The 14,670-nt window shown below is 62.6% G+C and carries 17 protein-coding genes and 1 riboswitch; of the genes, 14 read left to right on the forward strand and 3 right to left on the reverse strand.

Annotated elements, in window-relative coordinates:
* Positions 1-3: 3 nt before the first annotated feature.
* From cobW to NKH28_RS06495, 3 genes are all read right to left on the reverse strand, one after another.
* Entirely contained in the window at positions 4-1,044 is a 1,041-nt protein-coding gene (gene cobW, locus NKH28_RS06485) for a cobalamin biosynthesis protein CobW (protein ID WP_352978253.1), read from the reverse strand.
* Positions 1,041-1,475 (reverse strand): DUF1636 family protein, encoded by a 435-nt coding sequence (locus NKH28_RS06490; RefSeq protein ID WP_352815324.1) that lies wholly within the window; start codon positions 1,473-1,475, stop codon positions 1,041-1,043. The genes cobW and NKH28_RS06490 overlap by 4 nt, the downstream gene beginning before the upstream one ends.
* Before the next feature lie 38 nt (positions 1,476-1,513).
* Positions 1,514-1,717, reverse strand: a riboswitch (cobalamin riboswitch).
* Positions 1,718-1,746: 29 nt separating this feature from the next.
* The gene (locus NKH28_RS06495) at positions 1,747-2,946 is read right to left on the reverse strand and encodes a winged helix-turn-helix domain-containing protein (RefSeq protein WP_352470229.1); all 1,200 of its coding nucleotides are present in this window, start codon (positions 2,944-2,946) and stop codon (positions 1,747-1,749) included.
* A gap of 335 nt (positions 2,947-3,281) precedes the next feature.
* On the opposite strand from NKH28_RS06495, the gene NKH28_RS06500 reads away from it, so the two are divergent.
* From NKH28_RS06500 to NKH28_RS06565, 14 genes are all read left to right on the forward strand, one after another.
* Positions 3,282-3,647: an NADH-quinone oxidoreductase subunit A gene (locus NKH28_RS06500; RefSeq protein WP_023676631.1), complete on the forward strand. Its 366-nt coding sequence runs from the start codon at positions 3,282-3,284 to the stop codon at positions 3,645-3,647.
* Positions 3,638-4,219 (forward strand): NuoB/complex I 20 kDa subunit family protein, encoded by a 582-nt coding sequence (locus NKH28_RS06505; protein ID WP_023670824.1) that lies wholly within the window; start codon positions 3,638-3,640, stop codon positions 4,217-4,219. The genes NKH28_RS06500 and NKH28_RS06505 overlap by 10 nt, the downstream gene beginning before the upstream one ends.
* 5 nt (positions 4,220-4,224) lie before the next feature.
* Positions 4,225-4,827 carry an NADH-quinone oxidoreductase subunit C gene (locus NKH28_RS06510; RefSeq protein ID WP_352470230.1) on the forward strand — a complete coding sequence of 201 codons (603 nt, stop codon included), beginning with the start codon at positions 4,225-4,227 and terminating at the stop codon, positions 4,825-4,827.
* Between the two features lie 33 nt (positions 4,828-4,860).
* Positions 4,861-5,238: a four helix bundle protein gene (locus NKH28_RS06515; RefSeq protein WP_352768834.1), complete on the forward strand. Its 378-nt coding sequence runs from the start codon at positions 4,861-4,863 to the stop codon at positions 5,236-5,238.
* A gap of 66 nt (positions 5,239-5,304) precedes the next feature.
* Complete coding sequence (locus NKH28_RS06520; RefSeq protein ID WP_352470232.1) at positions 5,305-6,495, forward strand: NADH-quinone oxidoreductase subunit D; 1,191 nt, start codon at positions 5,305-5,307, stop codon at positions 6,493-6,495.
* Positions 6,496-6,497: 2 nt separating this feature from the next.
* On the forward strand, positions 6,498-6,866 hold the full coding sequence (locus NKH28_RS06525) for a hypothetical protein (RefSeq protein ID WP_352589699.1): 369 nt from the start codon (positions 6,498-6,500) through the stop codon (positions 6,864-6,866).
* Between the two features lie 22 nt (positions 6,867-6,888).
* Positions 6,889-7,950 (forward strand): NADH-quinone oxidoreductase subunit NuoE, encoded by a 1,062-nt coding sequence (nuoE, locus tag NKH28_RS06530; RefSeq protein ID WP_352929080.1) that lies wholly within the window; start codon positions 6,889-6,891, stop codon positions 7,948-7,950.
* A gap of 10 nt (positions 7,951-7,960) precedes the next feature.
* Positions 7,961-9,265, forward strand: coding sequence for an NADH-quinone oxidoreductase subunit NuoF (gene nuoF / locus NKH28_RS06535; RefSeq protein ID WP_023676626.1), 1,305 nt, complete (start codon positions 7,961-7,963; stop codon positions 9,263-9,265).
* An 80-nt stretch (positions 9,266-9,345) separates the two neighbouring features.
* The gene (locus NKH28_RS06540) at positions 9,346-10,041 is read left to right on the forward strand and encodes a helix-hairpin-helix domain-containing protein (RefSeq protein WP_352978256.1); all 696 of its coding nucleotides are present in this window, start codon (positions 9,346-9,348) and stop codon (positions 10,039-10,041) included.
* Positions 10,042-10,115: 74 nt separating this feature from the next.
* Complete coding sequence (nuoG, locus tag NKH28_RS06545) at positions 10,116-12,197, forward strand: NADH-quinone oxidoreductase subunit NuoG (protein ID WP_352978258.1); 2,082 nt, start codon at positions 10,116-10,118, stop codon at positions 12,195-12,197.
* A 2-nt stretch (positions 12,198-12,199) separates the two neighbouring features.
* Entirely contained in the window at positions 12,200-13,243 is a 1,044-nt protein-coding gene (gene nuoH / locus NKH28_RS06550) for an NADH-quinone oxidoreductase subunit NuoH (RefSeq protein WP_292663045.1), read from the forward strand.
* Complete coding sequence (locus NKH28_RS06555) at positions 13,243-13,440, forward strand: hypothetical protein (protein WP_352978260.1); 198 nt, start codon at positions 13,243-13,245, stop codon at positions 13,438-13,440. The genes nuoH and NKH28_RS06555 overlap by 1 nt, the downstream gene beginning before the upstream one ends.
* The gene (nuoI, locus tag NKH28_RS06560; protein WP_023676622.1) at positions 13,440-13,931 is read left to right on the forward strand and encodes an NADH-quinone oxidoreductase subunit NuoI; all 492 of its coding nucleotides are present in this window, start codon (positions 13,440-13,442) and stop codon (positions 13,929-13,931) included. The genes NKH28_RS06555 and nuoI overlap by 1 nt, the downstream gene beginning before the upstream one ends.
* Positions 13,932-14,049: 118 nt before the next feature.
* Entirely contained in the window at positions 14,050-14,670 is a 621-nt protein-coding gene (locus tag NKH28_RS06565) for an NADH-quinone oxidoreductase subunit J (protein ID WP_023676621.1), read from the forward strand.

Consider the following 14,670-nt stretch of genomic DNA (forward strand, 5'->3'; position numbering starts at 1 on the left):
GGGTCAGCCGGCGAGGATACGCTCGATGGCCGGGCGGTTCAGCCCTTTCAGGCCGATGACGACGAGGCGCGAGCGGCGGTCGTCTTCAGCGGTCCAGGCGCGGTCGTAATGGTGGTTGACGCGCGGACCGACGGCCTGCAGCAGGAGCCGCATCGGCTTGCCGCCGACTTCGACGAAACCCTTGACGCGCAACACGTTTTCTTCCTCCGCCGCCGTGGCGACCCGTTGTGCGAGCTCGTCCGGGTTGGACACGGACGCGATGTCGATGACGAACGAGTCAAAATCGTCATGTTCGTGGTCGAGCTCGTCGTCGTGGTGGGTCTTGCGGTTCTCGATGTCGTCCTCGACGGCGAGGCCGAGGCCGAGCAGCACCGACGGGTCGACCTTGCCTTGCGAAGTCGGTACGATCTTCACCGCCCGCGCAACGTGCTTGCCGATGACGGCATTGGCACGGGCCGAGCCGGCTGCGTCCATCAGGTCGCTCTTCGACAGGATGATCAGGTCGGCGCAGGCGAGCTGGTCCTCGAACACTTCCTCGACCGGATCGTCATGGTCGAGCGTCTCGTCCTGCGCGCGCTGGGCCTGCAGGGCGTCCATGTCGTTGGCTACGCGGCCATCAGCCAGCGCCGGTCCGTCGACCACGGCAATGACGCCGTCCACCGTCACGCGGCTTTTCACCGACGGCCACTGGAAGGCCTGGACCAGCGGCTTGGGCAAAGCGAGGCCGGATGTCTCGATCAGGATGTGGTCGACCCTCGGCGTCAGCGACAGGATCTGGTCCAGCGCTGGGACGAAATCGTCGGCGACGGTGCAGCAGATGCAACCATTGGCCAGCTCGACGATGTTTTCCTCGGGGCAGGTGTCGATGCCGCAGCCCTTCAGGATCTCGCCGTCGATGCCGATGTCGCCGAACTCGTTGACGATGATGGCCAGGCGCTTGCCTTTGGCGTTTTCGAGCAAATGGCGGATCAACGTCGTCTTGCCGGCGCCGAGAAAGCCGGTGACCACGGTGCAGGGAACGCGCGAAAGGGAGGCAGCGGTCATGTCAGGTCCTTCAAAAGGTCAAGGGGAGGGATGCGGGCAACCAGGCCGCGCTTCAGGCAATCGGGACGGCCGCGCCATGGAATGAGCCCATCCGTCGAGGTGGCGAACAGCTTTGCCCCGGTGACGAGATCGGCGCCGCTGGTCGTGATCAGATCACCGAAGACGTAGCTCCAGCAGCCGTCGCGCAGCATGGCCGCGCTGAGCCGGCGCTTGCAATTGCCGAGGCATTCGACGGTGCGGATTTTGATGTTGTCGCTGGAAGCAGCGCGGCGCGTGTCCTCTGCGAGCAGTTCGCCGGCGCGTGGATGAGCGTCCGAACCGGTCTCGTCACGGCAGGACGAGCAGACGATGACGGTAACGCCGGCCGGGGAATCACCATGGCCGGACAATAAATCCGCTGTCTCAGCCGGAAAACTGCTGTCGCGTTCCAAATCAGGCTCCTTGCCCGGAAAACCCGCCAGGCGATCGGATTCTTAGGTCCTAGACGGCAGGTCTCCTGGCTCGCGGGTCATCGCCTGGGTGCCGCCTTCCCGGGAATATCCCAGTGGTTTTCGGCCTTGGCTCGTCGCTTACAGTTGCGGGGACAGCCGCGGATTTGAAATCGAGATTTCGCACCGCATTCCCTCTTGGCCCCTGCCGTTGCGGGCAGGGGACCGTCTGGAACGGATTTAGGCTTGTGGAGGCAGTTGTGTCAACGCACGTCTATGGCGCGGCGATATCCGCGAGCGGCCGGCCCAAATCGCCGGCGGCGGTCACCTCGATGCGTTCCAGGCCGAGCCAGCCCTGCATCTGCTTCAATTCCTTGAAGAGTTCGGCAGCGGTTTGTGGCGGGGCGCCGGGCTCCGCATAGGCGGCATGGACGCGCAATACGCCGGCCGGACGGTCGGCCCTGAGGTCAACGCGCCCGACGATGCTGTCGCCGAGCAGGAATGGCAGCACATAATAGCCATACCGGCGCTTTTCGGCCGGCGTGTAGATCTCGATGCGGTAGTGGAAGTCGAACAACCGCTCGGTGCGCGATCGTTCGAAGACGACAGGATCGAACGGCGCGAGCAAGGCGCGCGCCTCGATCCTGCGCGGCAAACGGGCGTCCTTGTGGAGATAGGCTGTTTTGTTCCAGCCGTCGACGCTCACCGGCAACAGCTCGCCGGCCTCGACCAGCTCCTCGATGCGGCCCTTGATGTCGGCGGGCGAGAGGCGGAAATAGTCGCGCAGGTCGCCTGCCGTGGCGATGCCGTGGGCGCGGGCCGAGATGCGCAGCAATTCGCGGTGAGCGTCTTCGGGGGAGGGCGTTGGCAGACTCAGTATTGTTGGCGGCAGCACGCGCTCCGGCAGATCGTAGAACCGTTCGAAGCCGCGGCGATGCGCCGTGGTGATGCGGCCGGCCCAGAACAGCCATTCGAAGGCGTGCTTGGCATGGCTCCAGCCCCACCAGCCGCCCGAACCCTTCTGCCCTTCGAAAGCCGACGCCGCGATCGGGCCTCGTTCGGCGACCTCGCGATAGATGTCTTCGATATAGGCGGCGTGCTCGCGACCCCATTTGGCCAGTCCGCTGTACATTTCGTCGCCGCACTCGGCCCGCTGCATGCGCCAGCGCATCAGCGGATAGGTCTCGACCGGCAAGAAGGAGGCTTCGTGCGCCCAATATTCGAAGACCATGCGCTTGCGCGTTACGGCGGCGTCGTCGAGCAGCGCCAGCTTGTAGGGGCCAAGCCGCGAATAGAGCGGCATATAGTGGGCGCGCACCACGGCGCTGACGGAATCGATCTGCAGCAGGCCGGTACGGGCAAGCACGCGGGCCAGATGCCGGCGGTCAGGCGTGCCGGTGGGGCGCGGGTCATTGAATCCCTGTGCCGCCAGCGCAATGCGGCGGGCCATGGCAAGCGAGATTTTTTCCTTCATGAAGGCGGCATCCGGACGATTTTAGACAGAGAAAATGACCTGCGATTCCGTGCCATGCTAACAGGGTTTTGGCGGCATCCATGTCAGGAGAGAAAAGTGGAGTAAAAAGTGAAGGAAATCAAACAGGAGCGGATCGGACCAGTTTTCCCGGATATGCCGTCCAGCACCGCGATTTGAACAAGGTTTGACTTGCTTCGCCGAAAGCGCTGCGCTAACCCTCGCCGCGTTGCAGCATAGAGCCCCCTTAAAACGGTTCAGTGGTTAAACTGTCACGCTTCCGCAAGTGGGTCCGGTGCTGTAATCAGAGTGGATTGGCCGCCAACGGAAACTGCAGCATGAACGCACTTTTAGGTTCGTACCTGCCCATCGTCCTGTTCATCGGCGTGGCGCTGATCGTCGGGCTGGCGCTGCTCGCCGCACCGTTCCTGGTGGCCTACCGCAACCCCGATCCGGAAAAGCTTTCCGCCTACGAGTGCGGCTTCAACTCGTTCGACGACGCCCGCATGAAGTTCGATATCCGCTTCTACCTGGTGTCGATCCTGTTCATCATCTTCGATCTGGAGGTGGCCTTCCTGTTTCCGTGGGCGGTGTCGTTCAGCCAGATCGGCATGCTCGGTTTCTGGTCGATGATGGTGTTTTTGGCGGTGTTGACCATCGGCTTTGCCTATGAATGGAAAAAAGGAGCGCTGGAATGGGATTGAACGACAGTTCCGGTACGCTCGTCGCGCCGAAGCCCAAGGGCCTCATCGATCCCAACACCGGCAGGCCGGTCGGGTCCGACGATCCATTCTTCCTGGAGATCAACAACGAGCTCGCCGACAAGGGCTTTCTCGTCACCTCGACCGAGGCGCTGATCACCTGGGCGCGCAGCGGCTCGCTGATGTTCATGACGTTTGGCCTCGCCTGCTGCGCCGTCGAGATGATCCACACGTCGATGCCGCGCTATGACAGCGAGCGCTTCGGCGTGGCGCCGCGCGCGTCTCCGCGCCAGTCCGACATCATGATCGTCGCCGGCACGCTGACCAACAAGATGGCGCCGGCGCTGCGCAAGGTCTACGACCAGATGCCGGAGCCGCGCTACGTCATCTCGATGGGCTCCTGCGCCAATGGCGGCGGCTATTACCATTATTCCTATTCGGTGGTGCGCGGCTGCGACCGCATCGTGCCGGTCGACATCTACGTGCCCGGCTGTCCGCCGAGCGCCGAAGCGCTGCTCTACGGCATCCTTCTGCTGCAGAAGAAGATCCGCCGCACCGGCACGATCGAGCGGTGAGCGGCATGACCCAGGCGTTGAATGACCTCTCGACCTATCTCGGCGAGAAGCTGATCGGCCGGATCGGCGCGGCGGTGCTCGCCTATGGCGAACTCACTATCTCGGTCGAGCCGCGCGACCTGATCGAGGTGGTGACCTTCCTGCGCGACGACCCGAAATGCCAGTTCATTTCGATCATCGACGTTTGCGGCGCCGATTATCCGTCACGGGCAAAGCGCTTCGACGTCGTCTATCACCTGCTGTCGCCGAAGCAGAATATCCGCATCCGGCTCAAGGTCCAGGCCGACGAAGAGACGCTCGTGCCGTCGATCACCGGGATATATCCCGGCGCCGACTGGTTCGAGCGCGAGACCTACGATCTCTACGGCGTGCTGTTTTCGGGCCATCCCGATCTGCGGCGGATCCTGACCGACTACGGCTTTGAAGGCCATCCGCTGCGCAAGGACTTTCCGCTGACCGGCTTCGTCGAGGTGCGTTACGACGACGAAGCCAAGCGCGTCATCTACGAGCCGGTGGAGCTCAAGCAGGAATTCCGCAATTTCGATTTTCTGTCTCCGTGGGAAGGTACGGATTACGTGCTTCCGGGGGATGAGAAGGCGAAACAGTGAGTAGTGAAATAGTGAGTAGTCGGTAGGAAAGAATTGGAGCAACGGATCGAATCTTATCGTGACCTGAAGGTGTGGCAATCGGCGATGCTACTCGCTGAAGATTGTTACCGCATCACCAAAGGGTTTCCGAGAGAGGAGATCTACGGCATGACCTCTCAAATGCGCCGATCGGCGGTGTCGATCGCAGCCAATATCGCGGAGGGGTACGGTCGGGAGAACAGAGGTTCGTTCGTTCAATTTTTGCGCATGGCGCAAGGTTCGTTGAAGGAACTGGAAACGCACATACTACTGGCATGCCGGGTTGGCCTGCTACGAAATGACAACGAGATTGAGCTGCTGCTGCGATGCGAAGAGATTGGAAAAATGACGAGATCTCTTATCCGAACGGTGCAGGCCAAGCAGGCGGAATGAAGCAGGCATTGAGATTGATGATCACTACTCACTACTCACTACTGACTCTTCGCCAGAGACGCCAAAATGGCTGAAACTTCGGTCCGCAACTTCAACATCAATTTTGGCCCTCAACACCCTGCGGCGCATGGCGTTTTGCGCCTTGTGCTGGAGCTTGACGGCGAAGTCGTCGATCGCGTTGACCCGCATATCGGGCTGTTGCACCGCGGCACGGAAAAGCTGATCGAGGCCAAGACTTATCTGCAGGCCGTGCCCTATCTCGACCGGCTCGATTATTGCGCGCCGATGAACCAGGAGCATGCCTTTGCGCTTGCCGCGGAGCGGCTGCTCGGTATCGAGGTGCCGAAGCGGGGCCAGTTGATCCGAGTTCTCTATTCGGAAATCGGCCGCATCATGTCGCATATCCTCAACGTGACGACGCAGGCGATGGATGTCGGCGCGCTGACGCCGCCGCTGTGGGGCTTCGTCGAGCGCGAAAAGCTGATGGTGTTCTATGAGCGCGCCTCGGGCTCGCGCATGCATGCTGCCTATTTCCGCCCCGGGGGCGTCCATCAGGATCTGCCGCAGAAGCTGATCGAGGACATCGGCAAGTGGATCGACCCATTCCTGAAATCGGTCGACGATCTCGACGCGCTTTTGACCGGCAACCGTATCTTCAAGCAGCGCAATGTCGACATCGCGACGGTGTCTCTGGCCGACGCATGGGCCTGGGGTTTTTCCGGCGTCATGGTGCGCGGCTCGGGCGCGCCGTGGGACCTGCGCAAATCGCAGCCCTACGAATGCTATGCCGAGCTGGATTTCGACATTCCGATCGGCAAGAACGGCGACTGTTTCGACCGTTATCTGGTACGCATGGAAGAGATGCGGCAGTCGGCGAAAATCATGCGCCAGTGCGTCGACCTGTTGCTCGGCAAGGAAGGCAGCGGGCCGGTGTCTAACCTCGACGGCAAGGTGGTGCCGCCGAAGCGCGCGGCGATGAAGCGCTCGATGGAAGCGCTGATCCATCACTTCAAGCTCTACACCGAAGGCTACCGCGTGCCGGCCGGCGAGGTCTATGCGGCGGTCGAGGCGCCGAAAGGTGAGTTCGGCGTCTATCTGGTCTCCGACGGCACCAACAAACCCTATCGCTGCAAGCTGCGCGCGCCCGGCTTCGCGCACCTCCAGGCCATGGACTTTTTGTGTCGCGGCCACATGTTGGCCGACGTCACCGCCGTTCTCGGCTCCCTCGACATCGTGTTTGGTGAGGTGGATCGGTAGCAATGAACGCGCTTGTCACCGCAGCGGTTCTGACCATGGCGGCCCAAGTTCCTGCTTGGGCCCCGGATGGTCGATTGCTTTCGCGAGACCTGCTCAAGATCGGGTTTGAGCTGGTCTCGGAGGGCGACTTGCTGATGGGGCGTACATACGAGAGGCATGCGCCGATGGATGAGGGGATGGGTTTTCATTCTCTTCCGTGTCCGATCGAGTCGTTTGTTGCCCAAGTGCCCAGCCGGCCGAGGCCTTACTGTGTCTCTTGGGTTGACGATCGTTATGATGAATACATCCGTCTGAAGCGCGGTAAGGAAGAGTTTGTATGCGTGTTAGGGCAATCTGAGAACTGCTATCGCGTCTCCAGTTCGGTTCAATAAGAAAACATAAAAGCGAAACTCCATGTCAGTCCGCCGTCTCGCAGAAGCCAGCCTCCAGCCAGCCTCCTTCGCCTTCAACCGGGCGAATGCGGCGGCGGCGAAGCAGTGGATCAAGAAATATCCGAAGGGACGCGAGCAATCCGCGATCATCCCCTTGCTGATGCTGGCGCAGGAGCAGGAAGGCTGGGTGACCAAGGCGGCGATCGAAACGATCTCCGACATGCTCGACATGCCCTATATCCGTGGGCTGGAAGTCGCCACCTTCTATACCCAGTACCAGCTCAATCCGGTCGGCACCCGCGCGCATATCCAGGTCTGCGGCACCACGCCCTGCATGCTGCGCGGCTCGGAAGCGCTGATGGATGTCTGCCGCTCGAAGATCCATCACGACCAGTTCCACACCAACGACAAGGGCACGCTGTCGTGGGAGGAGGTCGAATGCCTCGGCGCCTGCGTCAACGCACCGATGGTGATGATATTCAAGGACACCTATGAGGATTTGACGCCGGAGCGGCTTGCCGAGATCATCGACCTCTATGACGCCGGCAAAGGTGCTTCGGTGACGCCAGGACCGCAAAACGGCCGCATCACTTCCGAGCCGGCCAGTGGCCTGACGACCCTCAAGAGCGAAAAGGCGATCCTCAAGGCGACCCGCGACCGGGAAACCAGGGCGGCGACCAAGGCCGCCAAGGATGCAGAGCCGGCGGCCGCCGCCGCAGCATCAGTTCCGCCAGCTGCTCCTGCCGCGCCGGCGCCGGTTGCGCCCTCGAATGCCAGCAAGCCGAAGACCGACGCGGTCGAGACCAACCCGGCGCTGAAATCGCCGTCGGCGACGAAAGTCGCGCCCGCGGCGGAAAGGGCGGCGAGCGTCGCAGCGCCTCTGCATTCGGCCGCCAATGCCAACAAGGCCGAACCGCAGGTCGAGGACGTCTCGAAACAGCGCAAGGGCCCCAAGAACAAGGCCGAGCCGGCGTCTGCTTTCAAAGCGCCGGAGGCCAAGGTCAAACCGGCGAAGGCTGCCGCCAAGGCGGCCAAGCCGTCGCCCGGAAACAAGAGCCGGCCGACCGGCAAGAAGCCGGTCTGAGGAACGAGCAATGCTTCAGGACAGAGACCGCATCTTCAACAACATCTACGGCCGCTTCGACAAGTCGCTGGCCGGCGCCATGGCGCGCGGCGCCTGGGACAACACGCCCGGCATCGTTGCCAAGGGGCGCGAGTGGATCGTCAACGAGATGAAGGCATCGGGCCTGCGCGGCCGCGGCGGCGCCGGTTTCCCGACCGGGCTCAAATGGTCGTTCATGCCCAAGCAAAGCGACGGCCGGCCGAGCTATCTCGTCGTCAATGCCGACGAATCCGAGCCCGGCACCTGCAAGGACCGCGACATACTGCGCCATGACCCGCACACGCTGGTCGAAGGCTGCCTGCTTGCCGGCTTCGCCATGGGCGCGGTCGCCGCCTACATCTATGTGCGCGGCGAGTTCATCCGCGAGCGCGAGGCGCTGCAACGCGCCATAGACGAGGCCTATGCGGCCAAGCTGATCGGCAAGAACAATACCTCCGGCTACGATTTCGACATCTACATGCACCATGGCGCCGGCGCCTATATCTGCGGCGAGGAAACGGCGCTGCTCGAAAGCCTCGAGGGCAAGAAGGGCCAGCCGCGGCTGAAGCCGCCATTTCCGGCAAATGTCGGCCTCTATGGCTGCCCGACGACAGTCAACAATGTCGAGTCCATCGCTGTCGCGCCGACCATCCTGCGCCGCGGTGCCGCCTGGTTCTCGTCCTTCGGCCGGCCCAACAATGTCGGCACCAAGCTGTTCTGCATCTCCGGCCACGTCAACAATCCGTGCACCGTCGAAGAGGCGATGTCGATCCCGTTCCGCGAACTGATCGAGACGCATTGCGGCGGCATCCGCGGCGGCTGGGACAACCTGCTGGCGGTCATTCCGGGCGGCGCCTCGGTGCCGCTGGTGCCGGCCGAGCAGATCATCGACGCGCCGATGGATTTCGATGCGTTGCGCGACCTGAAATCGGGCCTCGGCACGGCGGCTGTCATCGTCATGGACAAATCGACCGATATCGTGAAGGCGATCGCGCGGCTGTCCTATTTCTACAAGCACGAGAGCTGCGGCCAGTGCACGCCTTGCCGTGAGGGCACCGGCTGGATGTGGCGGGTGATGGAACGGCTGGTGCGCGGCGAGGCGCAGAAGCGCGAGATCGACATGCTGCTCGACGTGACGAAGCAGGTCGAGGGCCACACGATCTGTGCGCTGGGCGATGCGGCAGCATGGCCGATCCAGGGCCTGATGCGGCATTTCCGCGGCGAGGTGGAGCGGCGCATCGACGAGTTTTCGCGCAACGCACACCGCGCCGAACCGGTGCTGGCGGCGGCGGAATAGAAGAATTCAAAAAATTGCGGGCGAATGCCCGAAACGAGGAAACGAGCGCGGGGCAGACGGAAACGACCAGGAGATCACCTATGTCGCTGTTTTCGACACCCGACGATTTTACGCCCGATATGGACCCGTTGTTGAAGATGAACCAGGATCTGACCAGGATGATGCCGAAGGAGATGGCCAATGCCGTCAATCTCCTGGCGCATCCTGTCGCGGGCGCGGCGGCGATGGCGGCACTCGGCATCGGTCTTGCCAACCACGCCTTTGGCATCTGGATGGGCGTGCTTTCAGGCGTGGCCGAGACCTCGCAGCGGCTTTGGCAGCCGGTCGCCGAGGATTTCGAGGCGCGAACGGAACGCTTTTCCGCAACCGGCAAAAGCTCCTCGACAAAGGCGCGCGCGGCGACCAAAACCCTGATTGCCGAGGCGCAGTCCTTCGCCAATGATGTGACCGACATTGCGACGAGCACCGCGGCGCGGAGCTTGGCGAATGCGAGCACCGTTGCAGCGGATGCGTCGGCCGGGCTGATGCCGGAGGATTTCAAGCAGCCCAAGCCGATGGATCGGCCAGCCGAGCCGGCCGACCTCAAGGCGATATCGGGCATCGGGCCGAAACTGGAAAAGGTGCTGAACGGCCTTGGCATCTGGACATACGCCCAGATCGCCGCGTGGACGCCGCAAGAGATCGCCTGGGTCGAAGATTACCTGTCATTGAAGGGCCGCATCGGCCGTGACGGCTGGATCGGTCAGGCGGCCGCGTTGGCCGGGGCCAAAAGGTGAATTCAATATCGTGCGCGGTCTCGGCTGCGCCCGGAAGGAAAGATTGCGGAACGTCCGCAGGGGTTTGAGGCGAAATGGCAAAGCTCAAGGTCGACGGGAAAGAGATCACTGTACCCGACCATTACACGCTGCTGCAGGCGGCCGAGGACGCCGGCGCGGAAGTGCCGCGCTTCTGCTTCCACGAGCGGCTGTCGATCGCCGGCAATTGCCGCATGTGCCTGATTGAGGTGAAAGGCGGCCCGCCCAAGCCGCAGGCGTCCTGCGCCATGGGCGTGCGCGACCTGCGCCCAGGCCCGAACGGCGAGCCGCCGGAAATCTTCACCAACACGCCGATGGTCAAGAAGGCGCGCGAAGGCGTGATGGAATTCCTGCTGATCAACCATCCGCTGGACTGCCCGATCTGCGACCAGGGCGGCGAGTGCGACCTGCAGGACCAGGCGATGGCGTTCGGCGTCGATTCATCGCGCTACCACGAGAACAAGCGGGCGGTCGAAGACAAGTATATCGGCCCGCTGGTCAAGACGATCATGAACCGCTGCATCCATTGCACGCGCTGCGTCCGCTTCACCACCGAGATTGCGGGCATATCCGAGCTCGGCCTGATCGGCCGCGGCGAGGATGCCGAGATCACCACCTATCTCGAAAGCGCGATGACTTCGGAACTGCAGGGCAATGTCATCGACCTTTGCCCCGTCGGTGCGCTGACCTCCAAACCCTACGCCTTCCAGGCACGGCCGTGGGAGCTGACCAAGACCGAATCCATCGACGTGATGGACGCCGTCGGCTCGGCGATCCGCGTCGATAGCCGAGGCCGCGAAGTGATGCGCATCCTGCCGCGTACCAACGAGGCGGTGAACGAGGAGTGGATTTCCGACAAGACCCGCTTCATCTGGGACGGTTTGCGCACACAGCGCCTCGACCGCCCCTATGTGCGCAAGGACGGCAGACTGGCCCCGGCAAGCTGGGTCGAGGCTTTTGCCGCTATCAAGGAAGAGGTGTCGAATGCGGCACCCGAAAAGATCGGTGCCATTGCCGGCGATCTCGCAGCCGTCGAGGAGATCTACGCGCTGAAGCTTCTGATGGCTTCGCTCGGCTCGAAGAACACCGACTGCCGCCAGGACGGCGCCGCACTCGATCCGTCGCTCGGCCGGGCGAGCTATGTGTTCAACCCGACCATCGAAGGCATCGAACAGGCCGATGCGATGCTGATCATCGGCGCCAATCCGCGCTTCGAGGCATCCTTGCTCAACGCCCGCATCCGCAAGCGCTGGCGGGCCGGCAATCTGCCGGTCGGCGTCATCGGCGATGTCGGCGATACGCGCTATGATTACGAGCAGCTCGGCGCCGGGCCGGAATCGCTGAAGGATCTGGCCGACGGCAACGGCAAGTTCTTCCAGCTGCTGAAGAAGGCGACGCATCCGCTGATCATCGTCGGACAGGGTGCGCTGGCGCGTCCGGACGGCGCGGCCGTGCTCGGCCAGGCGGCGAAGCTCGCCGTCGCCGTCAACGCCGCCAGGGCCGACTGGAACGGCTTTGCCGTGCTGCACACCGCCGCGGCACGCGTCGGCGGCCTCGATGTCGGGTTTGTGCCGGGCGAGGACGGCAGGAACGTCGCCGGCATGCTGGGCGAGACCGATGTGCTGTTCCTGCTCGGCGCCGACGAAATCGATATGGCCAAGACCGGCGGCGCGTTCGTCGTCTATATCGGCACGCATGGCGACAAGGGCGCGCATCGCGCCAACGTCATCCTGCCGGGGGCCGCCTATACCGAGAAGTCGGGCACCTTCGTCAACACCGAGGGCCGCGTGCAGCAGACCAACCGTGCCGGCTTCGCGCCCGGCGAGGCACGCGAGGACTGGGCGATCCTTCGGGCACTGTCGGATGTGCTCGGCAAGAAGCTACCTTTCGATTCGCTGCCGCAGCTACGCGCAAAGCTCTATGCGGAATACCCGCATCTTGCCCGCATCGACCATGTCGTGGCCGGCGACCCGGCCGACATCGCCAGGGTTGCCAAGCTCGGCGGGCGGCTGAACAAGGGCACCTTCACCTCGCCGGTCAAGGATTTCTACCTGACCAACCCGATCGCGCGGGCTTCCGCGGTGATGGCCGAGTGCTCGGCTTTGGCGAAGAACGGCTTCAGGCAGGCGGCGGAGTAGATATGGACACCTTCTTCTCCTTCTACGTGCTGCCGGCGCTGCTGATCCTTTTGAAGTCGGTCGTGCTGATCGTCGTTCTGTTGATCTTCGTCGCCTATGTGCTTTACGCCGACCGCAAGATCTGGGCGGCGGTGCAATTGCGCCGCGGACCGAACGTCGTCGGCCCGTGGGGCACGCTGCAGGCGTTCGCCGATCTGCTGAAATTCGTCTTCAAGGAGCCGGTCATCCCGTCCGGCGCCAACAAGGGCGTTTTCCTGCTGGCGCCCTTGGTGTCGGCGGTGCTGGCGATCTCTGCCTGGGCGGTCATACCGGTCAATGAAGGCTGGGCGATCGCCAACGTCAATGTCGGCATCCTCTATGTCTTCGCCATCTCCTCGCTCGAGGTCTATGGCGTCATCATGGGCGGCTGGGCGTCCAATTCGAAATACCCGTTCCTCGGCGCGCTGCGCTCGGCGGCGCAGATGGTGTCTTACGAAGTCTCCATCGGCTTCGTCATTGTCACCGTGCTGCTTTGCGTCGGCTCGCTCAACCTGTCCGACATCGTCTTGTCGCAGCAGGACGGGCTGGGCACGCGGCTCGGCCTGCCCAACACCTTCCTCGACTGGCATTGGCTGTCGCTGTTCCCGATGTTCATCGTCTTCTTCATCTCGGCATTGGCCGAGACCAACCGGCCGCCCTTCGACCTTGTGGAAGCCGAATCGGAACTCGTCGCCGGCCATATGGTCGAATATTCCTCGACGCCGTTCCTGTTGTTCTTCCTCGGCGAATATGTCGCCGTCGTCCTGATGTGCGCTCTGGCCACCATCCTGTTCCTTGGCGGCTGGCTGCCGCCCTTCAACTTCGCGCCGTTCACCTGGGTGCCGGGGCTGATCTGGTTCGTGCTCAAGGTCTGCCTGGTGTTCTTCATGTTCTCCATGGTGAAGGCGTTCGTGCCGCGCTATCGCTACGACCAGCTGATGCGGCTCGGCTGGAAGGTCTTCCTGCCGATCTCGCTGTTCATGGTGGTCGCCACCGCGGCATTCCTCAAAATCACGGGGTTTGCGTGATGACATATGAAATTGGGGGAGCGATCGGTGGCGTTGCTTTTGCGGCTGTCGAGTTCTTTCTACTTCGCGCTTACTGGTTGAAGCCCGAACTTCCACTGAAAAACCGACGTGTCCTAAGAGGCGTTGCCTTTTTCGGTTTTGCCTTTCTGCCAATAGTTGGATGGATTCAAGGTATGAAACTTTCGGGAGCCCTTTGATGTCCGCTCTTTCCCAGGCCGCCAAGTCACTGCTTTTGCAGGATTTCGTCAGCGCTTTCTTCCTGTCGATGCGCCAGTTCTTCGCGCCGAAGGAGACGATCAACTATCCGCATGAAAAGGGGCCGGTCAGCCCGCGCTTCCGTGGCGAACATGCGCTGCGCCGTTATCCCAACGGCGAGGAACGCTGCATCGCCTGCAAATTGTGCGAGGCGATCTGCCCGGCGCAGGCCATCACCATCGAGGCCGGCCCGCGCCGCAACGACGGCACACGGCGCACCGTGCGCTACGACATCGATATGGTGAAATGCATTTACTGCGGCTTCTGCCAGGAAGCCTGCCCGGTCGACGCCATTGTCGAGGGCCCGAATTTCGAATTCGCGACCGAAACGCGCGAGGAGCTTTATTACGACAAGGACAGGCTCCTGGCCAATGGCGACCGCTGGGAGCGTGAACTGGCGCGCAACATCTCGCTGGATGCGCCTTACCGCTGATATTTGACGCATGGACGGGGCGAGGGGCCTCGTTTAAGGAACACGCAACTTGCCGACCGGAGGCGGTGGCAAAAAACAGGACGAACGTCCTGTTCTGACAGGAAACCCGGGGGAACCCATGCTGAGTGGACTAGAGGCGGCCTTTTTCTACCTCTTCGCCTTTGTCGCGGTGGCATCGGCGTTCATGGTCATATCGGCGCGCAATCCCGTGCATTCGGTGCTGTTCCTGATCCTGACCTTCTTCAACGCCGCCGGCCTGTTCATGCTGACCGGCGCCGAGTTCCTGGCGATGATCCTGCTCGTCGTCTATGTCGGCGCGGTGCTGGTGCTGTTCCTGTTCGTCGTCATGATGCTCGACGTCGACTTCGCCGAAATGAAGGAAGGCGCCCTGCAATATGCACCGATCGGCGCGCTGGTCGGGCTGATCCTGGCGGCGGAGCTGATCGTGGTGCTCGGCGGCTATACATTCGCGCCGAAACTGGCGGCGACGGTCGCCAAGCCCATTCCGGACCTGGCCGCGCGCTCGAACACGGCAGCGCTCGGCGACATCCTCTATACGGATTACCTCTATTACTTCCAGGTGGCGGGGCTGGTGCTGCTGGTCGCCATGATCGGCGCCATCGTGCTGACGCTGCGCCACAAGCCGGGCGTCAAGCGGCAGTCGATCGCCGCCCAGGTCGGCCGCACGGCGGCAACCGGAGTGGAAATCCGCAAGGTCAAGACGGGCGAAGGAGTCTGA

This window comes from Mesorhizobium sp. M1227, from assembly GCF_040318315.1.
Lineage (GTDB): Bacteria > Pseudomonadota > Alphaproteobacteria > Rhizobiales > Rhizobiaceae > Mesorhizobium.

Bases quoted from the DNA above. Each gene is read 5' to 3' on its own strand.
- cobW (WP_352978253.1), bottom strand. From the start codon at position 1,044: ATGACCGCTGCCTCCCTTTCGCGCGTTCCCTGCACCGTGGTCACCGGC.
- NKH28_RS06495 (WP_352470229.1), bottom strand. From the start codon at position 2,946: ATGAAGGAAAAAATCTCGCTTGCCATGGCCCGCCGCATTGCGCTGGCG.
- NKH28_RS06500 (WP_023676631.1), top strand. From the start codon at position 3,282: ATGAACGCACTTTTAGGTTCGTACCTGCCCATCGTCCTGTTCATCGGC.
- NKH28_RS06505 (WP_023670824.1), top strand. From the start codon at position 3,638: ATGGGATTGAACGACAGTTCCGGTACGCTCGTCGCGCCGAAGCCCAAG.
- NKH28_RS06510 (WP_352470230.1), top strand. From the start codon at position 4,225: ATGACCCAGGCGTTGAATGACCTCTCGACCTATCTCGGCGAGAAGCTG.
- NKH28_RS06520 (WP_352470232.1), top strand. From the start codon at position 5,305: ATGGCTGAAACTTCGGTCCGCAACTTCAACATCAATTTTGGCCCTCAA.
- NKH28_RS06525 (WP_352589699.1), top strand. From the start codon at position 6,498: ATGAACGCGCTTGTCACCGCAGCGGTTCTGACCATGGCGGCCCAAGTT.
- nuoE (WP_352929080.1), top strand. From the start codon at position 6,889: ATGTCAGTCCGCCGTCTCGCAGAAGCCAGCCTCCAGCCAGCCTCCTTC.
- nuoF (WP_023676626.1), top strand. From the start codon at position 7,961: ATGCTTCAGGACAGAGACCGCATCTTCAACAACATCTACGGCCGCTTC.
- NKH28_RS06540 (WP_352978256.1), top strand. From the start codon at position 9,346: ATGTCGCTGTTTTCGACACCCGACGATTTTACGCCCGATATGGACCCG.
- nuoG (WP_352978258.1), top strand. From the start codon at position 10,116: ATGGCAAAGCTCAAGGTCGACGGGAAAGAGATCACTGTACCCGACCAT.
- nuoH (WP_292663045.1), top strand. From the start codon at position 12,200: ATGGACACCTTCTTCTCCTTCTACGTGCTGCCGGCGCTGCTGATCCTT.
- NKH28_RS06555 (WP_352978260.1), top strand. From the start codon at position 13,243: ATGACATATGAAATTGGGGGAGCGATCGGTGGCGTTGCTTTTGCGGCT.
- nuoI (WP_023676622.1), top strand. From the start codon at position 13,440: ATGTCCGCTCTTTCCCAGGCCGCCAAGTCACTGCTTTTGCAGGATTTC.
- NKH28_RS06565 (WP_023676621.1), top strand. From the start codon at position 14,050: ATGCTGAGTGGACTAGAGGCGGCCTTTTTCTACCTCTTCGCCTTTGTC.